This is a genomic window from Roseovarius sp. MBR-51 (genome assembly GCF_053628575.1).
In genome coordinates this window covers 118,124-137,772 of sequence record NZ_JBRJGQ010000007.1, presented here as the reverse complement: position 1 = coordinate 137,772, position 19,649 = coordinate 118,124, and the positions used below count along the sequence as shown (strand labels likewise).

Here is a 19,649-nt window from a genome sequence, read left to right as displayed (position 1 = left end):
TTGGTTGCGGTTTACCCACGCGGCCCCTCTGACCTCGAGCAATGTCATCTTGGCTCAGTTTCCCGTCTCTACTCAAACCGCCACCGTGATCGGCGTGGCACGCGCACGGCGAGCATCGGCTTGAGCAACCCCATCCGAAACCGTGTCAGATCCAGCGCCTCGTGCACGCCCACGGTGTCCTCACCATCCAGACGCGTGCGGACTGCCGAGCGGCTGTAGAACGGCGCATCCAGCATTGGCTTGACCTGCTTGGGCTGATAGCCTGCATCGGCCCGGGTCTCGCGCGCCACCATCCAGAGACTCCGGCGCATCGCCACCTTGGGTGGCAGAGGAATGGTTTCCGCGTTGCCTTCTGCATCAAAATGCACCGCCATCGCCAGTTCCGATCCATCCATCCGCACCGCATCGTAGAAACAGGTCGAGCCCCCCCGCACCGGATACCGCCCCCAGGTCCAATAGCGAAAATCCTGTTCCAGCGCGCGCGTGCCGAAATTGGCGTCGAAATAGCCGTGCCCCTGCCATTGCCAACCGGGCGCGTCGAGATCGACTTCGATGGTCGAGGTGGGGCCAAAGGGCCGCCAGATGTGGGTGCCTTCAGGTGTGAGCGGCAATTCCACCCCGGTCAACGCGGTGGGCGTGACCGTGATCCGCCCCCGCACGCGGGCGATGAGCGGGGGCGAGGAAATCTCGTCAATCTCTATGATCAACCGCCCGTTCTCCCACCGCATCGACGACGGACCCACCGTGAGACACTCTTGCGTCTGCCGTAGCGCCGAGGTGCCTCGGTCGGTCATAGTAAACCGCCCACCTTGCCCGTAGGTGGCCACGTTGATGCAGACGTGATTGGCGGGGGTCTTGCGGCCTGACCACGCATACCAGGGTGAAAATACCGACCCGATGAAGGCAATGACGCTGACCGCACGGCGGCCATCGTCGCTCAGGCCGTCGATATACCACCAGGCATAGCCATTGCTTGGGACGTCGAGGTTGAAATTCGGTCGCTCAGAATCGCCTCGGCCGCGTGCCGGGCGGAGAGCGTGGCCATGGGCACGCCCGCCCCCGGATGTACCCCACCCCCCACCAGATAGAGGCCCGTCACCCGCGTCCGCGCGACGGGGCGCTGAAAGGCCGCCATCATCCCCTGCGGGCTCTGCCCGTAGAGCGATCCGAGCGAGGCTGGAAACATCCGGTCGAACCGCGCCGGCGTCGTCAGCGCCCCCTCGCCCGGCAAGGGATTGAAGCGTAGGCCAAAACCCGCGAGGGTCTGAAAGGTCCGGGTGTGACATGAGGCAAAATCCTCGGCTGCTTGGGTGAGGCCGTCGAGCGGCGGAGCATTCAGAATGATCTCGAACCGCTCCCGCGTTGGGGGCGGCTCGAGCAGTCCACGATCCTGCGCACAGACATAGACCGTGGGATCACGCGGGCAGCGCCCGGTGCGCAGGTCGTCAAATTCGGCCTTGGGATCGGTGGCAAAGAACACGTTGTGATGCGCCAGATCAATGCCCGAGGGCGTGGCGGCAAAGGCCCAGACCTGTGCCGAGAGGCTGCGCGCGGTCTTGAGTGTTTGCGGGGCAATATGCGACAGGTCTGGCCCAAGCGCCCCCGAGGCCAAAGCGCGCGGATCGCCGTTGAAAACCACATGCGCTGCGTGAATATGGGTGCCATCGGCAAGGGTCACGCCGGTCGCGACCCCTGCGACGGTATCAATCCGCGCGACATGCGCCTGAAATCGGAACTCGGCCCCGCGCGCGCGCGCCAAATCCATCAGACTTTGCGCCAGCCGGTGCATGCCGCCCCGCACCACCCAGACCCCCGCCGCCTCGGCTCGCCAGATCAATGCCAGAAGGGCTGGGGAGTGATAGGGCGACCCGCCGACATAGGTCGCATAGCGCCCAAAGAGCTGTGCCAGACGTGGGTCGTCAAAGTGCCGCGCAAGGCTCTGCGCCAGTGTGGACAGCGGCGCCATGGCGCGGATCAGCGTCGGTTGTCGCGTAACAACGGCGCTCAGGGCAAACGGAGAAGGCGCTGTCGCCTGCATCATCGGCCCGTCAAAAGCCGCGAAGAGGCGGCGTGCGCGTTTGGAAAATCTAGAAAACTGCCGCGCGGCCCGCGCCCCGGCAAAGGCATGGATCGCCGCGCGGCTCCGCGTCTCATCGGCAAATAGGTCCAACGCGCTGCCATCCGGCCAGAAATGCCGCGCAAGGATCTCTTGCGGGACAAGCTCGATGTGATCCTCAAGACGCTCGCCGATACTGGCAAAGAGCGCGTCAAACACGCCGCGCAGGGTCAAAACAGTTGGCCCCGCATCGACCGGCCCGGCCTCCGAGGGCAGGGCGCGCATCTTGCCGCCCGGACCGGCGTGGCGTTCCAGCACTGTGACCGACAGGCCCGCATGCGCCAGCCGCACAGCCGCCGCCAGCCCCGCGATCCCGGCACCGACGACCACGACCCGGTTGCGCGCGTCTGAAAGAGGGGTGTCTGACTTCATAACGCGATTGTTGACTCATGCACGCAATGTGTCCAGTATGATTTACACATGATGTGTCAGATTTGTGAGACATCCGGCGAAAAGGAGCGGCTATGCCCATCGAGACCCGCATTGAGGCGGCCATTGCGCAGGCGATTGCGCGGGGGCAGGCAGGGCAGACCCCGGCACGGCTGGCCGACGCCCTTGATTACGCGACAAGCCCCGGTGGCGCGCGCATCCGCCCGACGATTCTCATGTCTGTGGCAATGGCCTGTGGCGATGACCGGCCCGACCTCAGCGATGCCGCCGCCGCCGCGCTGGAGATCATGCATTGTGCGAGCCTTGTGCATGACGATCTGCCCTGTTTCGACGATGCCGATCTGCGACGCGGCAAGGCGTCGGTGCATCGCGCCTATTCCGAACCGCTGGCAGTGCTGACCGGCGATGCGCTGATCATCATGTCCTTTGAAATTCTCGCCCGCGTGGCCCATCACGATGCCGGCCGCGCCACGGCGTTGATTCTTGCGCTTGCCCGCCGCAGCGGCATGCCGAATGGGATCTGCGCAGGGCAGGGCTGGGAGAGCGAACCAAAGGTCGATCTCGAGGCCTATCACCGCTCGAAAACCGGCGCGCTCTTTATCGCCGCAACCCAGATGGGGGCCATCGCGGCGGGGCACGAACCCGAACCGTGGTATGAGTTGGGTGCGCGTATCGGTGCCGCCTTTCAGGTGGCCGACGACCTGCGCGACGCGCTCTTGGATGCCGAGACCTTGGGCAAGCCGGTGGGGCAGGACGATCTGCACGGGCGGCCCAATGCGGTGGCGGAGTTGGGTGTGCCCGGCGCCGTGACGCGGCTCAAGGATATTCTGGCGGGGGCGATTTCCTCGATCCCGTCCTGCCCCGGCGAGGCGCGTCTGGCCAAGATGGTGCAGATGCAGGCCGAGCGGATCATCTCTGTTCTGCCCGCGCGCATGCGGGCCTGATCGCATGACCGTGGCCGGCGACCTGACAGAGCGTCGCCCGCAGAGGCGCGGCGGCTGGCTCACGCGCCTGATCTCCAATCCACGCTTTCAGCATTGGGCCAGCGGCTTTCCCTTGACGCGCGGCATTGCGCGGCGCGACGGGGCCGAGATTTTCGATATCGTCCAAGGGTTTGTGCAGTCCCAGGTGCTATCGGCGCTGGTCGAGCTGGAGCTTTTGCATCGTCTCGCCGAGGGACCGCAGGGCCCCGCCGGTCTGGCGCGACGCACGGGTGTGCCCGAGGATCGCATGACGATTCTGCTTCAGGCGGGCGCGGCCCTCCATCTCCTCAAACGTCGTCGGGACGGGCGCTATGCCCTGGCCCGCAAAGGCGCAGCCATTCTCGGGGTGCCGGGGCTTGAAGCGATGATTCGCCATCATCACGCCTTTTACGCCGACATGGCAGATCCCGTCGCCCTCTTGCGCGGGCAGGGCGAGACGGAATTGGCTCGCTTCTGGCCCTATGTCTTTGGCGCAGCCGCAGAAATGCAGCCGGAGGTCGCCCGCCGCTATTCGGACCTCATGGCGCAATCTCAGGGACTTGTGGCGCAGGATGTGCTGCGGATGATCCCGTTCAAGGACACGCATCACCTGCTGGATATCGGCGGCGGCAGCGGCGCGTTTCTGGGCGCCGTCGCCGCGCGTTACCCCAGGCTGAGCCTTACGCTCTTCGATCTCCCCGAGGTGATCCCCTCCGCGCGCGCCGGTCTGGCACAGGCTGGGTTGAGCGCGCGGTTGACACTCGTTCCCGGCTCGTTTCGCACAGATTCCCTGCCCACGGGCGCGGATACAATCTCGCTCATCCGGGTGCTTTACGATCACGACGACGCCACGGTGACGGCGCTCTTGGCCAAGATACATGCCGCCTTGCCCCCCGGCGGGCGGCTGATCGTGGCCGAGCCAATGGCCGGTGGCGCACGGCCAGAGCGCGCGGGCGATGTGTATTTTTCCTTTTATACCATGGCGATGGGTACCGGACGCGCACGTTCTGCCGCGCGCATCGCCGAGCTTTGCCGGACCGCTGGATTTGACCATATCCACACACCGCGCAGCCTGCGCCCTTTCGTTGCCAGCGCGGTGATGTGTGTCAAGTCAGCCTGACGGAAATTTGAATATACATGTAAAGAAAGAGTGACACATTGGCGTGTCCGGTTACACTTACAAGGAAGAGGAATCCAAAATCTGACAGTGTCAGACAAGGGATAGGAGGCTACCATCGAAACCCGCGCCGTCCATCTCAGAGGTCCAGAAGATCTCTCGGTTGACACCCTGATGCTCAAGGCGCCGGGTGCGGGCGATTTGGTGGTTGATGTGACCCATTCAGGCATTTCCACCGGCACGGAAAAACTCTTTTGGTCCGGTCAGATGCCGCCGTTTCCCGGCATGGGCTATCCGCTGGTGCCTGGCTACGAAGCCGCAGGCGAAGTGGTCGAGGCGGCTCCTGGTACAGGCTACAAACCCGGCGATCATGTGTTCGTGCCCGGTGCTGATTGTTTTGAAGGGGCGTTTGGTCTCTTTGGTGGCGCCTCTGCGCGCCTCGTGACCAAGGCCTCGCGTGTGTGTCGAATCGATGCGGGTTTCGGGGCCGAGGGTGCGCTTCTCGCGCTTGCAGCCACGGCGCGGCATGCGATGGCGGGGCTGGACAAGGCAGTGCCGGATCTGATCGTCGGTCACGGCGTTCTGGGCCGTTTGCTGGCGCGGTTGACGATTGCCGCCGGTGCGCCTGCGCCGACCGTCTGGGAAACCCAGGCTGACCGTTGCAAGGGCGCGCAGGGGTATCCGGTAATGCATCCCGATACGGATACGCGCCGCGATTACCGCGCCATTTACGACGCCTCTGGCGACCCCACCATACTCAACACACTGATTGGCCGTCTGGCCAAGGGCGGCGAGGTGGTGCTGGCGGGGTTCTATCCGCAGGCGCTCAGCTTTGCCTTTCCCATGGCGTTCATGAAGGAAGCGCGGCTGCGCGTGGCGGCGGAATGGGTTAATGACGACCTGACCGCAACTCGTGCGCTGGTGGAATCGGGCGTGCTCAGCCTCGGGGGGCTGATCACGCATCAGGCGTCGGCCAATGCCGCGCCGCAGGCCTATCGGACCGCGTTCAGCGATCCCGATTGCCTGAAAATGATACTCAACTGGAAGGACGCGGCATGAAGGACGAAGTACCGAATCTGAAGGATTTCGACCAGCGGCTGCGCGACGAAGCGCATGAAGAGCCGACACTCGAAATTCCGCAGGGCGAACCCAAGTCCAAGACGCAGATCATTGCGATTTATGGCAAGGGTGGCATCGGCAAGAGTTTCACGCTCGCCAACCTCAGCCATATGATGGCTGAAATGGGCAAACGCGTGCTGCTGATCGGTTGTGATCCGAAATCCGACACCACAAGCCTGCTCTTTGGCGGCAAAGCCTGTCCCACGATCATCGAAACCTCCGCCAAGAAGAACCTGGCTGGTGAGCCGGTCAAGATCGGCGATGTCTGTTTCAAACGCGGCGGCGTCTTTGCGATGGAGCTGGGCGGGCCGGAAGTGGGCCGGGGCTGTGGCGGGCGCGGGATCATCCATGGCTTTGAGCTGCTGGAGAAACTCGGCTTTCACGATTGGGATTTCGATTACGTCCTTCTGGACTTCTTGGGCGATGTGGTCTGCGGCGGTTTTGGCCTGCCCATCGCGCGGGACATGGCGCAAAAGGTCATTCTGGTGGCCTCGAACGATCTGCAATCGCTCTATGTCGCCAACAACGTCTGCTCCGCGGTCGAGTATTTCCGCAAGCTGGGCGGCAATGTCGGTGTCGCGGGTCTTGTGATCAACAAGGATGACCATTCCGGAGAGGCGCAGGCCTTTGCCAAGGCGGTCAATATCCCGGTGCTGGCTGCGATCCCGCAGGATGATGACCTGCGCAAGAAATCCGCGAACTACCAGATCGTCGGCACAGCGGCGAGCCAATGGGGTGATCTCTTTGCCGAACTGGCCAACGCGGTCTCTGTCGCGCCCCCGGTACGCCCCAATCCGCTCGATCAGGATGGGCTTCTGGGCCTCTTCGACAGCAAGGACACCGGCGGAGATTACGTCCTGGTGCCTGCAACAGACGAGGATATGCGCGGCAAATACGCCGCCCCCAAAGCATCGCTGGAGGTGGTCTATGACGACGCCTGATCACCCCCGCCGCGAGACATTGGCCGAGGTGCAGCGACTGCTGGCGCGCGCCCGCCCCGAGCAATTGTGCCGCCTCTTGGCCGATATTCAGGCCGCAGACCGGGCCGCAGACCGGGCCGCAGATCAGATCACCGACCGGGATGAGCGAGCATCCCCCCAAAGGCGGGTCTCATGAGCGATGAAGTCACATATGACGGGGCTGCAACGGCCCATGTGATCTCCGGCACCGCCGTAGAGTCTTCGCCCGAGGTTTCGGACGGGGCAGGGGGCTGCCATTCCGGGGCGGAGATGGACAAGGCCGCGCGTATGGCGGGGCAATCCGAATTGCTCGACCGATACGCCCGCGATTATCCCAAGGGACCGCATGACCAACCCCAGAGCATGTGCCCGGCCTTTGGCTCGCTCCGTGTGGGCCTGCGCATGAAGCGCGTGGCGACGGTGCTGAGCGGGTCCGCTTGCTGCGTCTATGGCCTGACTTTCGTGTCGCATTTCTACGGGGCGCGCCGTTCGGTGGGTTACGTCCCCTTCAATTCCGAGACGCTCGTTACCGGTAAGCTCTTTGAGGATATCCGCGAGAGCGTGCATGAGATGGCGGACCCGGATCGGTTCGACGCCATTGTCGTGACCAACCTTTGCGTGCCAACCGCGAGCGGCGTGCCGCTGCGTCTACTCCCCAGCGAAATCAACGGCGTGCGCATCGTGGGCATCGACGTGCCGGGCTTTGGTATCCCCACCCATGCCGAGGCCAAGGATGTGTTGGCCGGCGCGATGCTGAGTTACGCCCGCAAAGAAGTGATGGCAGGCCCGGTTGCGGCCCCTCAGGGTGGCAAATCCGACCGTCCCACGGTGACGCTGCTGGGCGAGATGTTTCCGGCGGACCCGATGATGATCGGCGCGATGCTGGCCCCCATGGGTTTGGCCGCCGGTCCCGTCGTGCCCTGCCGTGAGTGGCGGGAGCTTTATGCCGCGCTCGACTGCGGGGCGGTGGCGGCGATCCATCCGTTCTACACCGCCGCGATCCGCGAGTTCGAGGCCGCAGGCCGCCCCATCGTGGGCTCGGCCCCGGTGGGCCATGACGGCACTGCCACTTGGCTTGCGGGTATCGGCGACGCCTTTGGTCTCTCGTCGGACAGGGTTGCGGCGGCGCAAAACGCCTTCCTGCCCGCCATCAAGGGCGCGTTGGCCAATGCGCCCATCAAGGGCACGATCACGCTCTCGGGCTATGAGGGCAGCGAATTGCTGGTGGCGCGTCTCTTGATCGAAAGCGGCGCAAATGTGCCTTATGTCGGCACCGCCTGCCCGAAAACCCCGTGGTCTGCGGCGGACGCCGAGTGGCTTGCGGCCAAAGGCGTCAAGGTCAAGTTCCGCGCCTCGCTCGAGGATGATTGCGCCGCGATGGAGGCGGTCAAACCTGATCTCGCCATCGGCACCACGCCCGTCGTGCAAAAGGCCAAGGAGCAGGGCATCCCGGCGCTCTACTTCACCAATCTCATCTCCGCCCGCCCGCTTATGGGGCCGGCCGGTGCGGGCAGCTTGGCCGAGGTGGTCAATGCCGCCATGGGCAACAAGGCCCGGATGGATCACATGCGCGCCTTCTTTGCCGGTGTGGGCGAAGGCGATACCGCCGGAATCTGGGAGGGCAGCCCGAATCTGCGCCCCGATTTCCGCGCGCAGCATCAGAAGAAACTCGACAAGCAGGCCCGCGCCGCAGCCGCGCAGGAGATGATCTGATGCTCATTCAGGATCATGATCGCGCGGGCGGATATTGGGGGGCGGTCTATGCCTTCTGCGCCGTCAAGGGTTTGCAGGTGGTGATCGACGGCCCCGTGGGCTGTGAAAACCTCCCCGTCACATCGGTCCTGCATTACACCGACGCGCTCCCCCCCCATGAATTGCCCATCGTGGTCACCGGTCTGGGCGAGAGCGAAATGGGATCAGGGACCGAAGAGGCGATGAAACGCGCCTGGGGCACGCTTGATCCCGCCCTGCCAGCGGTCGTTGTCACCGGCTCTATTGCCGAGATGATCGGCGGCGGTGTGACGCCGCAGGGCACCAATATTCAACGCTTCCTGCCGCGCACCATTGATGAGGATCAATGGCAGTCGGCGGATCGCGCGATGACCTGGATCTTCAGCGAATTCGGCATGACCAAGGGGCGCATGCCCCCCGAGAAAAAGCGCGAAGAGGGCAGCGCCCCCCGCGTCAATATCCTTGGGCCGATGTATGGCACCTTCAACATGCCGTCGGACCTGCATGAAATCCGTCGTCTGGTCGAAGGGGTCGGGGCAGAGGTGAACATGGTGATGCCTCTGGGCGCGCATCTGGCCGAGATGCGCAATCTGGTCAACGCCGACGTCAATATCGTCATGTATCGTGAGTTTGGCCGCGGTTTGGCCGAGGTTCTGGGCAAGCCCTATCTTCAGGCCCCCATCGGGGTCGAATCGACCACGCTGTTCCTGCGGACACTGGGCGAGATGCTCGGGCTTGACCCAGAACCCTTCATCGCCCGCGAAAAGCACTCGACGCTGAAACCCGTCTGGGATCTCTGGCGCTCGGTGACGCAGGATTTCTTTGCCACGGCGAACTTTGGCATCGTGGCCAATGAAACCTACGCGCGCGGGGTGCGCAATTTCCTCGAGACTGACATGGGCCTGCCCTGCGCCTTTGCGGTGGCCCGGACAGCCGGGAAAAAGACCAACAACGAGGAGGTGCGCAGCCTTGTGCACACCAAACGACCCCTTATCCTGATGGGGTCGATCAACGAGAAAATGTATCTGGCCGAGATGAAGGCCGGGTTTGGCCCGCAGCCGTCTTTCATCCCGATGAGCTTTCCGGGCGCTGCCATCCGGCGCGCGACCGGCACTCCGGTGATGGGCTATGCGGGGGCCACATGGCTGGTTCAGGAAGTGTGCAACAGTCTCTTTGATGCGCTCTTTCACATCCTGCCCTTGGGCACGGAAATGGACGCGGTTCAGGCCACGCCCACGCCCCTGCGCCGGGATTTCCCATGGGATTCGGACGCGGCCCGCGAATTGGAGCGGATCGTCGCCTCCCATCCGGTGCTCACCCGAATTTCCGCAGCCAAGACATTGCGCGACGCCGCCGAAGAGGCCGCGCTGCGGCAGGGCGACGAACGTGTCGTGCTGCAAACCGTTCAAGCGATTTCACCCCGTATGGCCGGGGCCCCAGTTCGAGAGGAGGACTGAGACGATGACTGACATGACATCAAACCCGCCCCGTGTGCGCAGCCGGCAGGCACGCCGGCGGGGTCTGGAATTTCAGCTCTATTTCGCAATGATCTTTGTGTTGGCTCTGCCCTTCGCAACGTTCCGTTGGATGCGCGAGGCGGTTCAGTACCGCACCCTCGATCTGCGCGGCCCCTTGGCCCGCGCTTGGGCCGAGGCGGACCGCACAACGCCATTGATATTCTCGGCCTGACAAGGACCGAGATCAAGGACTGCCTGTCCCATGATGGGGCGGACAGAAACCTGCGGGGCCATGCAGGCCTCGAAGGACCCGGTCGCGGGGCACGCGACGTCAGCATAACGTTCCGGAGGAAAGTTCATGGCTGATAAATCTGACCTGTCGTTCACAGGTCTCACAGACGAGCAGGCCCAAGAGCTGCATTCCGTCTACATGAGCGGCCTATGGCTGTTCACGGCGATTGCAGTGGTTGCACATATTGCAACCTTCATTTGGTTCCCGTGGTTCTAGGAAAGGGGTTAAGACATGGCAAAGTTCTACAAGATCTGGCTCATCTTCGACCCCCGCCGCGTATTCGTGGCGCAGGGCGTGTTCCTGTTTCTGCTCGCGGTGATGATTCACCTCGTGCTGCTGAGCACCGACGGTTTCAACTGGCTTGAAATCGCGACAGCAAAGTATGGCGGGTAATGACCCCGCCGTCCACATGATCGCTGCGGGCGGGGCGTCGATCTTCGCCCGCAGCCACCAAACGAAACGAAACGGCTGAGCGGGACATCCGGACAGCCGCACAACGCGGGGACCACGAGATGGCTTTGCTCAGTTTTGAAAGAAAGTACCGTGTCCGCGGAGGAACGCTGGTAGGCGGCGATCTGTTCGATTTTTGGGTCGGGCCCTTCTATGTCGGTTTCTTCGGGGTCACGACAGCATTTTTCGCCGCTTTGGGCACGATCCTGATTTTCTGGGGGGCGTCGCAACAAGGGACGTTCAACCCATGGCTCATCAATATCGCGCCGCCCGACCTCAGCTACGGTCTGGGTCTGGCACCGCTGATGGAGGGGGGATTGTGGCAAATCATCACCTTCTGCGCCACCGGTGCCTTTATCAGCTGGGCGCTGCGTGAAGTGGAAATCTGTCGCAAGCTGGGGATGGGCTATCATGTGCCCTTCGCCTTCAGCTTCGCGATCCTGGCCTATATGACGCTGGTGATCTTTCGCCCGCTTCTGATGGGAGCCTGGGGGCACGGGTTTCCCTACGGGATCTTCAGTCACCTCGATTGGGTCTCGAACACCGGATATGCCTATCTGCACTTCCACTATAACCCGGCGCACATGCTGGCGGTGACACTGTTCTTCACCACCACCTTTGCACTGGCGCTGCATGGCGGGTTGATCCTGTCGGCGGCCAATCCCGAGAAGGGCGAAGAGATGAAAACGCCCGATCACGAGGATACCTTCTTTCGCGACTTCATTGGCTACTCTGTTGGCACATTGGGCATCCACCGTGTCGGCTTTCTTCTGGCGATCAATGCGGTCTTTTTCTCGGCTGTCTGTATCATCATCTCCGGCCCGGTCTGGACCAAGGGTTGGCCCGAATGGTGGAATTGGTGGCTCGAGCTGCCGATCTGGCCTAGCCAAGTGGGGATGTGACAATGATTGAGTATCAGAATATATTCACCCAAGTGCAGGTTCAGGGCCAACCTGAATGGGGCATGGACGACAACGGCCGGATGATGGAAGAGCGGGTTGGCAAGCCGTTTTTCTCAACCCTCATAGGCTGGCTCGGAAACGCGCAGATCGGACCGATCAATCTCGGCATGCTGGGTGTGATCAGTCTTGCCAGCGGCTTCATTTGGTTCTTTATCGTGGGCCTCAACATGCTGGCGCAGGTCGGCTGGTCGCTGCCGGAATTCCTGCGCCAACTCTTCTGGCTGGCACTGGAGCCGCCGGGGCCCGAGCACGGCCTGTCGATGCCCCCGCTCAATGATGGCGGCTGGTATATCATCTCGTCCTTCTTTTTGCTGGTGGCGGTGCTGGGCTGGTGGCTGCGCACCTATCAACTGGCCGCGAGCCACAAGATGGGCAAGCATGTCGCCTGGGCCTTTGCCTCTGCGATCTGGCTCTTTCTGGTGCTGGGCCTCTTCCGGCCGATCCTCATGGGATCGTGGTCCGAGGCTGTGCCCTACGGCATCTTCCCGCACCTTGACTGGACCACCGCGTTTTCGATCCGCTACGGCAACCTCTACTACAACCCGTTCCACTGCCTTTCGATCGTCTTCCTCTATGGCTCGGTCCTGCTCTTTGCGATGCACGGTGCCACCATTCTCGCGGTTAGCCGTTTCGGCGGCGACCGGGAGTTGGAGCAGATCGTTGACCGTGGCACGGCCTCAGAGCGCGCCGCCCTCTTCTGGCGCTGGACCATGGGGTTCAACGCGACAATGGAGGGGATTCACCGCTGGGCCTGGTGGTTTGCAGTTCTCACCCCGATCACGGGTGGTATCGGCATCCTTCTGACCGGCACGGTCGTGGACAACTGGTTCATCTGGGCACAGGAACACAACTTTGCGCCCCTTTATGACGGATCTTACGGCTACGACGCTTACGGCTCTTACGAAGCCTTCATCGGACAAGGAGAGTAAGCCATGTTTCCCAAATGGTTTGACAAATGGAACCGTCAGAATCCGACCAATATCTATGGGCCTGCGATTGGCATAGGTGTGATCGGCGGGGCAGTGTTCGTGGCAGCAGTCTTGGTGACATGGGGTCAGCCCTATGCCACCGAGAGCCTCCAGACCGGCCCGCGCGGCACCGGCATGTCGGTGCCCGAGTTCAAGCTGGATCTGGCCAAGCCAGATCCAGGGATCGAGAGCTTTCTTGCCTCAACCTCGGCACCGGTGGTGCCGCAGGGTGGCGAGCAGACCGCTGGTGAGGCGCGTGAGAACGTGCCGCCGGGGTTGGAGGGGCTGACGGTCGAGAACTATGACCGCCTGCTGGCTGCAATGCGTGTCTGGACCGGGATTCCCGATCTCTTCGAGAGCCCGGACAACTACCAGACCGCTGTTGGCCATGTGATGATCGGCATGACCCAAAACCTCAACGAGGCATGGTCCGGCCATGTAAACGCCAACAAGGAGGTGGGTGTGACCTGTTACACCTGTCACCGTGGTCAGCCGGTGCCGTCCGATGTCTGGTTCAGGATCAACCCGGTGAACGAGAGCACCGAAGGCTGGTCGGCCAATCAGAACCGGGTGACGGTGCAGTCGCAATATACCTCGCTGCCCTCGGATGCGCTCGAGAAATACCTGCTCGATGGCGAGAGCATCAAGGTGCATGACTTGGAATCGCGCGTGGCCGGAATTCCGGGCACCGATGACTATCCCGGCATCCAACAGGCAGAGCGGACCTTTGCGCTGATGAACTATGTCAGCAACTCGCTCGGGGTGAACTGTGTCTTTTGCCACAACAGCCGCGCCTTTTACGACGGGTCTCAAGTGACGCCGCAATGGGGCACAGAGATTTTGGGCATCGAGATGGTGTTGGAGTTGAACAATACCTATCTCGTGCCGCTCGAAGGTCTCTTGCCCGAAGAGCGCCTAGGCCCGATCTATGCAGACGCGCCCAAGGCCGCCTGCAAGACCTGCCACAAGGGCTATCAGCAGCCCCTGCAAGGCACCAATGTGATCGGCAACTGGCCGGAACTCGCCACCACCAGCGGCGAGCCGGATTACAGCAACTGATGATGCACGGGGGCGCTTGATGCGCCCCCGCTGCCCCTTGCCGCCCCTCGCGCGGGTGGCATCAGCGCCACCGGGGAGGAGGCCGCCATGACCCAAGACAGACCCAACACACCGCTTCTGGACCGCGTCGCCGGACCATCGGATCTGCGACAGATGCCCGATGAGAAACTGGCCCTGCTTGCCGATGAACTGCGCGCCGAGGTCATTTCCGCTGTCTCGGAAACCGGCGGGCATCTCGGGTCATCGCTTGGCGTGGTCGAATTGGCGGTGGCCATTCATGCGGTCTTCAACACCCCGATTGACAAACTCGTCTGGGACGTGGGCCATCAGTGCTATCCGCACAAGATCTTGACCGGCCGCCGTGACCGCATCCGCACCCTGCGGCAAAAGGACGGGCTCTCCGGATTCACCAAACGCTCGGAATCCATCTACGATCCCTTTGGGGCGGCCCATTCATCGACCTCGATCAGTGCGGCATTGGGATTTGCCGTGGCCCGCGACATGGGACAGGCCACAGGCGACGCCATCGCGGTGATCGGTGACGGCTCGATCAGCGCGGGCATGGCCTATGAGGCGCTGAACAATGCCGGGGCCGAGGGCCGCCGCCTCTTCGTCATTCTCAACGACAATGAAATGAGCATCGCGCCGCCGGTGGGTGCCATGTCCTCTTATCTCAGCCGGATGTATGCCAGCGAACCTCTGGCGCGCATGGCCTCGCTTGCCGAAGGGTTCGAGGCCGCCTTGCCCGCGCCCCTGCGCGAGAGCGCCAAGCGGGCGCGCCAATTGGTGACGGGGCTGACGGGCTCCGGCACTCTGTTCGAGGAACTTGGCTTTCAGTATGTCGGCCCCATCGACGGCCATGACATGGGGCAGCTTCTATCGGTCCTGCGCGCCGCGCGCACTCGGGCGACCGGGCCTGTCCTCATTCACTGCTGCACCGTCAAGGGCAAGGGCTATGCCCCGGCCGAAGGGGCCGCCGACCGCGGGCATGGCGTGTCGAAATTCGATCCCGCCACCGGCGCACAGGCCAAATCAAAACCCGGCGCTCCCTCTTATACGGGCGTCTTCGGGCAGGCTCTGACGGATGAGGCGGCGCGCGATGATCGCATCGTGGCCGTGACCGCCGCTATGCCCGATGGCACCGGCCTCACCAAAATGGCCGAGCGGTTTCCGGCGCGGGTGTTCGATGTGGGCATTGCCGAACAGCATGCCGTGACCTTTGCCGCTGGCATGGCGGCCTCGGGGCTCAAACCCTTCTGCGCGATTTACTCGACTTTCCTGCAACGCGCCTATGATCAGGTGGTGCATGACGTGGCCCTTCAGGGGCTCCCCGTCCGCTTTGCCATCGACCGCGCCGGGTTGGTCGGGGCCGATGGCGCGACCCACGCGGGGGCGTTCGATATCGGCTATCTCGGCAATCTGCCCGGCATGACCCTGATGGCCGCCGCAGACGAGGCCGAGCTTGTGCATATGGTCGCTACGGCGGCCGCCCATGATACCGGCCCCATCGCATTCCGCTACCCGCGCGGATCCGGCACCGGCGTGGCTCTGCCGGAACGGGGCAAACCGCTCGCCATCGGCAAAGGCCGCATCATCGAGGAGGGCACGGATGTGGCGATCCTCAGCTTTGGCGCGCATCTCTTTGAATGTCAGGTCGCTGCCGACATGGTCGCCGATGATGGAATTTCCGTGACTGTGGCCGATGCCCGCTTTGCCAAGCCGCTCGACACTGATCTCTTGATGCAACTCGTCAGCCACCACCGCGCGCTCATCACCGTGGAGCAGGGGGCGATGGGCGGCTTTGGCAGCATGGTGATGCACGAATTGGCCCGGCGCGGCGCCTTTGACAAAGGTCTCATCCTCCGCACCCTCTGCCTGCCCGACCGGTTCATTGATCAGGCCAACCCCGAGGATATGTATGCTGATGCCGGACTGTCGGCCACCGGCATTGCCGATATGATCCGGGCCGCTCTGGCAGGTCGTGCAGAGGTCGTGCCGCTGCGTCAGGTGCTCTGACAGAATATGGCTTCAAGGGCGTGTCACGGTCTGGAGATAGGCCCAGACATCGCGCGCCTTTTGCACGTCTCGTAATTGATAGGCCATCTTGCCGCGAGCGCTCGGATCGTCGAGGTAATTGCGCAGATAGGCCGTGGCGTCACGCACGTAGACCACGAAATCTTCCTCATTCCAGCGCAGGCCGGACTTGCCCGCCGCGATCATCGAGGTCGAGTAGTGGAATCCCGGCACGCTACCCGCATGCCGCCCGATCACACCATAGAGGTTGGGACCGGTTCGCCCACCCCGCACCACCGGCGTTTCGGTCTCGTCGATGATCGAATGACAGGCACGGCAGTCCTTGAACAGCGCCTTGCCCCGCGCCACATCCCCGGCGAGGGCCGGTCCTGCGAGACCGACAAAACCGAGTACAAAAATCGCGTACAGATTGTACACTGTGTATCCCTCTCGCCTCTGCGCGCCCCCTCAATAGGTGGGCGGCAGACAGGCTGAGTCAATCAGTGTAGGGCTCGGATCACGCGCTTGTCAGCCCGCGTGCGCAGCCTGTGTGAGGTGGCGTTGTCAGGCCACCGCATGCGCCAGAGCGCATTGTTTCCACAGCACGGTCAGCGCCCGGACCAGATGATCTATATCGGCATCCGAATGCAGCGGACCGGGGGTAAAACGTAACCTTTCCGTGCCTTTAGGCACGGTGGGATAGTTGATAGGCTGCACATAGATCCCGTAGTCGCGCATCAGGATATCGGCCAGCATCCGGCATTTGACCGGGTCCTTGATCATCACCGGGATGATATGGCTGTCGTTTTCCAGATGTGGAATCCCCACCCGGTCCAGCAGCGACCGCAGCCGCGCCACCTGCGCCCGTTGCGCCTGCCGTTCCTCCTGCGACTGTTTGAGATGCCGAATACTCGCCGTCGCCGCCGCCGCCACCGCCGGGGGCAGGGCCGTGGTAAAGATAAATCCACTCGCAAAGGACCGGATGAAATCGCACATCGCCGCCGACCCGGTGACATAGCCGCCCATGCAGCCATAGGCCTTGCCCAGCGTTCCCTCGATCAGCGTGATCCGATGCGCAAGGCCTCGTTCCTCTGACACTCCACCGCCGCGCGGGCCGTAGAGACCCACGGCATGCACCTCGTCGAGATAGGTCATCGCGCCATGTTTCTCTGCAACTTCAACGATTTCCGCCATGGGGCTGATGTCGCCATCCATCGAATAGACGCTCTCGAATGCCACGATCTTGGGCGCATTAGCGGGCAGGGTGGCCAGCTTGCGATCCAGATCCTCGGGGTCGTTATGCCGCCAGATCACCTTTTTGGCACGGCTGTGGCGAATGCCTTCGATCATGCTGGCATGGTTCAGCTCATCCGAGAGGATCACGGCATCCGGCAGCCGCGCGCCCAAGGTCGAGAGCGCAGCCCAGTTCGACACATAGCCCGAGGTGAACAGAAGCGCGGCGTCCTTGCCATGCAGATCGGCCAGCTCGCGCTCCAGCACCAGATGGTGATGCGCCGTGCCGGATATATTGCGCGTGCCACCAGCACCCGTGCCGCAGGCGTCGATCGCGTCCTTCATTGCTTGGCGGACCACGGGATGCTGTCCCATGCCGAGATAGTCATTCGAACACCAGACCGTGACCTCTGCAGGCGCCTCCGCGTCATGGCTCTTGGCCTTGGGAAAGGCACCGCATTGCCGCTCCAGTTCCGCGAAAATGCGATAGTTGCCTTCCTTTTTCAGCGCGTCCAACTGCGCCGTGAACATGGCATCAAAATCCATGATGTCCCTCCGGTCTTGATTTTTCAGGTGTTGGTTTGGGCGCGGGCAGCATCCAGCGCCAGAGTTTCGCATCCGGCAATGGCAGCACCATCAACCAGTGTTCGAGCAGCGCCAACGCGGTGATTGCCGCCAAAAGCGCAAATCCCACAACCGCTTCGGGCGTGGGCGCGGACCAGAGCCGCTCCAGCCAGCAGGCCACGGCAAAGCTGAGCGCCGAGACCGTGAGCGGAAAGAACCAGCCCACCGGGGCCACGCGGAAATGGCTGGCCAGATGCGCCAGCTGCGCGGGGAGGAATTCGGTGTTGATCTTGGGCACGCCGAAATAGAGGTTCAGCTTGGCGCTGATGCGGGCAAAATAGAGGATCGTAAACGTCCACAACCCGACGGTATTGACTGCACCGGCGGCATAGAACCAGAGCAGGATCAGAACGCCGGTGAGCAGCATCTCGTGATAGGCGACCGTGCCCCAGGCGCGGATGAACCGTTCCCACCCGACCACATGTGCCGGGCAGGGGCGCGTGTTGGGTCCGGTGATCGCCCCGGTGAGAAAGCTCATCTCGATCCAGCCCCAGATCGCCAGTGCAGCAAGGAATGCGCCGCAGGCCGCCCCGGTGCCGGTCAAGCCCAAACTCGCCTCATAGCCCCAGATGCCAAGACCCAGCACAGGAAGGGCCAGAAGCACCGCGCGGCGGCCGGCCCTGTCCCCTTTGCGCTCGCACAGGCGCACCACCAAGAGGATCGCCCCGGTGGCGAACCACCAGACAAAAAGCGCCAAGAGGGCTGCGATCCAAGGGCTTTGCACGGTCAGTCCTTCATCTTGCAAGAAATATCCAGATCCATCGTTTCAATAGGCCGGAACCATCCGGGGCGACGCAGGCAGCGCATGTTTCTTGGCCGGGATCGTGTAGAGCCCGACAAAGGCCGCCGCCGCGCGCATCTGTGCGCCGATTGACCGCAAGCGTCCGCCAAACCCGCCTTGTGCCCGCGCGTCCGCGAGGTCTGCATTGGCCTTTTGCAGCCGCACCAGCCCCGCTTGCCAGCGTGGGTTTTCGATATCGAGGGTGATCGGAAAAATCTGCTTGCTGATGTCCGATGTCTTGGTGAACACCTCATGCGCGTACCAATCGGGATCAACCCCGAGCGCGTTGTGAAAGGCAGGCCGCTGATGGTCGCGCACATACATCGTGGCATAGACGGCAGTGAGAAAGAACTTGATCCACAGCACGTTCTTGCCGCTCGTCAGCTTGGGGTCGGTCTTCATCAGAAGCGCAAAGGCCTCACCATGGCTGAACTCGTCATTGCACCATTCCTGAAACCATTTGAAGATCGGGTGGAACCGGTGCTCGGGATGCGCCTCAAGATGCCGAAAGATCGTGATATAGCGGGCATAGCCGATCTTTTCGCTGAGGTACGTGGCGTAATAGATGAACTTGGGCCGGAAATAGGTGTATTTCTTTTGCTGGGTCAGAAACCCGAGGTTCACCGCAACGCCCGCTTCGCGCAGGGCGTCGTTGATAAAGCCCGCATGGCGTGCCTCATCGCGCGCCATCAGTTGAAAGAGCTGGGTGATGTCCTTGTTATTGCCGCGCCGCTTCATTTCCTTGTAGAGCACGCAGCCGGAAAACTCGGCAGTGCAGCTTGAGACGAGAAAGTCGATGAACTCTTTCTTCAGTTTCGGTTCCATCCCCGCCCAATCGACATGGTCCCAGTCCTCGTTCTTCTTGAAATGACCCTTGTTGGGGTCTGCTTCCATCTGGTCGATCAGCTTGTCCCAGTCCTCGCGCACCGACGAGACGTCGATCGCGTCAAGCTCGTCGAAATCAGTGGTGTAAAAGCGCGGCGTAAGCAGGGTGTTCTGCATCGCGAGGTCCGTGGCGGCCTTGCTGTCGAATTTCGCATTCGCCTCTTGGATGGCGAGACCCTCTTCGACGGTGGTGGCGTCGGCGGAATGTTTGACGGCGATATTCATAGCGTCACCTCATCGGAGAAGGAGAATTCACAGAGTTCCATCACTTCGAAATCGCCAGTCAGGCGGGTCCAGAGGCGCTCAATCGCGCTCGCGCGGATGATGGTGGCCTCGCGGTCTTCGCTCACGACCATGCCGTAGGGGGCCATGATCTCGGGGCCATGCACCTTGACGCTGTCGCCGGGATAGACGGTGGTGCCGTTGTTGAAACGCACATGGGCGTGCAGGCTCTCGAAACAGTGGCTGATCTCGACCGTGCAGGGCGCGCGTTCAAATTCGCGTGTCAGAAGTCCCATCGTGGTGTTCCTT

Annotated in this window: 21 protein-coding genes; 14 read left to right on the top strand and 7 right to left on the bottom strand. The window is 62.6% G+C overall.

Going from position 1 to position 19,649, the window contains the following annotated elements; translation table 11 throughout:
- Positions 1-68 precede the first annotated feature (68 nt).
- Complete coding sequence (gene crtC, locus ACSSVY_RS11935) at positions 69-941, bottom strand: carotenoid 1,2-hydratase (protein WP_454269956.1); 873 nt, start codon at positions 939-941, stop codon at positions 69-71.
- Entirely contained in the window at positions 938-2,488 is a 1,551-nt protein-coding gene (crtD, locus tag ACSSVY_RS11930; RefSeq protein ID WP_454269770.1) for a 1-hydroxycarotenoid 3,4-desaturase CrtD, read from the bottom strand. The genes crtC and crtD overlap by 4 nt, the downstream gene beginning before the upstream one ends.
- A 92-nt stretch (positions 2,489-2,580) precedes the next feature.
- On the opposite strand from crtD, the gene ACSSVY_RS11925 reads away from it, so the two are divergent.
- The 14 genes from ACSSVY_RS11925 (at position 2,581) to dxs (ending at position 15,598) form a co-directional block, all read left to right on the top strand.
- Complete coding sequence (locus tag ACSSVY_RS11925) at positions 2,581-3,450, top strand: polyprenyl synthetase family protein (protein ID WP_009819274.1); 870 nt, start codon at positions 2,581-2,583, stop codon at positions 3,448-3,450.
- 4 nt (positions 3,451-3,454) lie between these two features.
- Positions 3,455-4,588, top strand: coding sequence for a methyltransferase (locus tag ACSSVY_RS11920; RefSeq protein WP_454269769.1), 1,134 nt, complete (start codon positions 3,455-3,457; stop codon positions 4,586-4,588).
- Positions 4,589-4,702: 114 nt separating this feature from the next.
- Positions 4,703-5,644 carry a chlorophyll synthesis pathway protein BchC gene (gene bchC / locus ACSSVY_RS11915; protein WP_454269955.1) on the top strand — a complete coding sequence of 314 codons (942 nt, stop codon included), beginning with the start codon at positions 4,703-4,705 and terminating at the stop codon, positions 5,642-5,644.
- A complete protein-coding gene (locus ACSSVY_RS11910) occupies positions 5,641-6,645 on the top strand; it encodes a chlorophyllide a reductase iron protein subunit X (RefSeq protein ID WP_454269768.1) in 1,005 nt (334 codons plus the stop codon). The genes bchC and ACSSVY_RS11910 overlap by 4 nt, the downstream gene beginning before the upstream one ends.
- The gene (locus ACSSVY_RS11905) at positions 6,632-6,820 is read left to right on the top strand and encodes a hypothetical protein (RefSeq protein ID WP_454269767.1); all 189 of its coding nucleotides are present in this window, start codon (positions 6,632-6,634) and stop codon (positions 6,818-6,820) included. Before ACSSVY_RS11910 ends, ACSSVY_RS11905 begins: the two co-directional genes overlap by 14 nt.
- Positions 6,817-8,376 (top strand): chlorophyllide a reductase subunit Y, encoded by a 1,560-nt coding sequence (bchY, locus tag ACSSVY_RS11900; RefSeq protein ID WP_454269766.1) that lies wholly within the window; start codon positions 6,817-6,819, stop codon positions 8,374-8,376. Before ACSSVY_RS11905 ends, bchY begins: the two co-directional genes overlap by 4 nt.
- Positions 8,376-9,851, top strand: coding sequence for a chlorophyllide a reductase subunit Z (gene bchZ, locus ACSSVY_RS11895; protein WP_454269765.1), 1,476 nt, complete (start codon positions 8,376-8,378; stop codon positions 9,849-9,851). The genes bchY and bchZ overlap by 1 nt, the downstream gene beginning before the upstream one ends.
- Before the next feature lie 4 nt (positions 9,852-9,855).
- Positions 9,856-10,083 (top strand): cytochrome PufQ, encoded by a 228-nt coding sequence (pufQ, locus tag ACSSVY_RS11890; protein ID WP_454269764.1) that lies wholly within the window; start codon positions 9,856-9,858, stop codon positions 10,081-10,083.
- A gap of 126 nt (positions 10,084-10,209) precedes the next feature.
- Complete coding sequence (pufB, locus tag ACSSVY_RS11885; RefSeq protein WP_009819267.1) at positions 10,210-10,359, top strand: light-harvesting antenna LH1, beta subunit; 150 nt, start codon at positions 10,210-10,212, stop codon at positions 10,357-10,359.
- Positions 10,360-10,374: 15 nt separating this feature from the next.
- Positions 10,375-10,536 (top strand): light-harvesting antenna LH1, alpha subunit, encoded by a 162-nt coding sequence (gene pufA / locus ACSSVY_RS11880; RefSeq protein ID WP_050662776.1) that lies wholly within the window; start codon positions 10,375-10,377, stop codon positions 10,534-10,536.
- A gap of 119 nt (positions 10,537-10,655) precedes the next feature.
- On the top strand, positions 10,656-11,495 hold the full coding sequence (gene pufL, locus ACSSVY_RS11875) for a photosynthetic reaction center subunit L (RefSeq protein WP_454269763.1): 840 nt from the start codon (positions 10,656-10,658) through the stop codon (positions 11,493-11,495).
- A gap of 2 nt (positions 11,496-11,497) precedes the next feature.
- A complete protein-coding gene (gene pufM, locus ACSSVY_RS11870; RefSeq protein WP_454269762.1) occupies positions 11,498-12,484 on the top strand; it encodes a photosynthetic reaction center subunit M in 987 nt (328 codons plus the stop codon).
- A 3-nt stretch (positions 12,485-12,487) separates the two neighbouring features.
- Positions 12,488-13,582 (top strand): photosynthetic reaction center cytochrome PufC, encoded by a 1,095-nt coding sequence (pufC, locus tag ACSSVY_RS11865; protein WP_454269761.1) that lies wholly within the window; start codon positions 12,488-12,490, stop codon positions 13,580-13,582.
- An 87-nt stretch (positions 13,583-13,669) separates the two neighbouring features.
- Entirely contained in the window at positions 13,670-15,598 is a 1,929-nt protein-coding gene (dxs, locus tag ACSSVY_RS11860) for a 1-deoxy-D-xylulose-5-phosphate synthase (protein WP_454269760.1), read from the top strand.
- 12 nt (positions 15,599-15,610) lie between these two features.
- On the opposite strand, the gene ACSSVY_RS11855 is transcribed toward dxs, so the two are convergent.
- The 5 genes from ACSSVY_RS11855 to ACSSVY_RS11835 form a co-directional block, all read right to left on the bottom strand.
- Positions 15,611-16,033, bottom strand: a complete 423-nt coding sequence (locus ACSSVY_RS11855) for a c-type cytochrome (RefSeq protein WP_454269759.1) — start codon at positions 16,031-16,033, stop codon at positions 15,611-15,613.
- Between the two features lie 126 nt (positions 16,034-16,159).
- Positions 16,160-17,374, bottom strand: a complete 1,215-nt coding sequence (hemA, locus tag ACSSVY_RS11850; protein WP_454269758.1) for a 5-aminolevulinate synthase — start codon at positions 17,372-17,374, stop codon at positions 16,160-16,162.
- On the bottom strand, positions 17,364-18,176 hold the full coding sequence (gene puhE / locus ACSSVY_RS11845) for a putative photosynthetic complex assembly protein PuhE (RefSeq protein ID WP_454269953.1): 813 nt from the start codon (positions 18,174-18,176) through the stop codon (positions 17,364-17,366). Before puhE ends, hemA begins: the two co-directional genes overlap by 11 nt.
- A gap of 42 nt (positions 18,177-18,218) precedes the next feature.
- Positions 18,219-19,343, bottom strand: a complete 1,125-nt coding sequence (acsF, locus tag ACSSVY_RS11840; protein WP_454269757.1) for a magnesium-protoporphyrin IX monomethyl ester (oxidative) cyclase — start codon at positions 19,341-19,343, stop codon at positions 18,219-18,221.
- Positions 19,340-19,636 carry a hypothetical protein gene (locus tag ACSSVY_RS11835; RefSeq protein WP_296638055.1) on the bottom strand — a complete coding sequence of 99 codons (297 nt, stop codon included), beginning with the start codon at positions 19,634-19,636 and terminating at the stop codon, positions 19,340-19,342. The genes acsF and ACSSVY_RS11835 overlap by 4 nt, the downstream gene beginning before the upstream one ends.
- Positions 19,637-19,649: the final 13 nt, after the last annotated feature.

Bases quoted from the DNA above. Each gene is read 5' to 3' on its own strand.
- crtD (WP_454269770.1), bottom strand. From the start codon at position 2,488: ATGAAGTCAGACACCCCTCTTTCAGACGCGCGCAACCGGGTCGTGGTC.
- ACSSVY_RS11925 (WP_009819274.1), top strand. From the start codon at position 2,581: ATGCCCATCGAGACCCGCATTGAGGCGGCCATTGCGCAGGCGATTGCG.
- ACSSVY_RS11920 (WP_454269769.1), top strand. From the start codon at position 3,455: ATGACCGTGGCCGGCGACCTGACAGAGCGTCGCCCGCAGAGGCGCGGC.
- ACSSVY_RS11910 (WP_454269768.1), top strand. From the start codon at position 5,641: ATGAAGGACGAAGTACCGAATCTGAAGGATTTCGACCAGCGGCTGCGC.
- ACSSVY_RS11905 (WP_454269767.1), top strand. From the start codon at position 6,632: ATGACGACGCCTGATCACCCCCGCCGCGAGACATTGGCCGAGGTGCAG.
- bchY (WP_454269766.1), top strand. From the start codon at position 6,817: ATGAGCGATGAAGTCACATATGACGGGGCTGCAACGGCCCATGTGATC.
- bchZ (WP_454269765.1), top strand. From the start codon at position 8,376: ATGCTCATTCAGGATCATGATCGCGCGGGCGGATATTGGGGGGCGGTC.
- pufQ (WP_454269764.1), top strand. From the start codon at position 9,856: ATGACTGACATGACATCAAACCCGCCCCGTGTGCGCAGCCGGCAGGCA.
- pufB (WP_009819267.1), top strand. From the start codon at position 10,210: ATGGCTGATAAATCTGACCTGTCGTTCACAGGTCTCACAGACGAGCAG.
- pufA (WP_050662776.1), top strand. From the start codon at position 10,375: ATGGCAAAGTTCTACAAGATCTGGCTCATCTTCGACCCCCGCCGCGTA.
- pufL (WP_454269763.1), top strand. From the start codon at position 10,656: ATGGCTTTGCTCAGTTTTGAAAGAAAGTACCGTGTCCGCGGAGGAACG.
- pufM (WP_454269762.1), top strand. From the start codon at position 11,498: ATGATTGAGTATCAGAATATATTCACCCAAGTGCAGGTTCAGGGCCAA.
- pufC (WP_454269761.1), top strand. From the start codon at position 12,488: ATGTTTCCCAAATGGTTTGACAAATGGAACCGTCAGAATCCGACCAAT.
- dxs (WP_454269760.1), top strand. From the start codon at position 13,670: ATGACCCAAGACAGACCCAACACACCGCTTCTGGACCGCGTCGCCGGA.
- hemA (WP_454269758.1), bottom strand. From the start codon at position 17,374: ATGGATTTTGATGCCATGTTCACGGCGCAGTTGGACGCGCTGAAAAAG.
- acsF (WP_454269757.1), bottom strand. From the start codon at position 19,343: ATGAATATCGCCGTCAAACATTCCGCCGACGCCACCACCGTCGAAGAG.
- ACSSVY_RS11835 (WP_296638055.1), bottom strand. From the start codon at position 19,636: ATGGGACTTCTGACACGCGAATTTGAACGCGCGCCCTGCACGGTCGAG.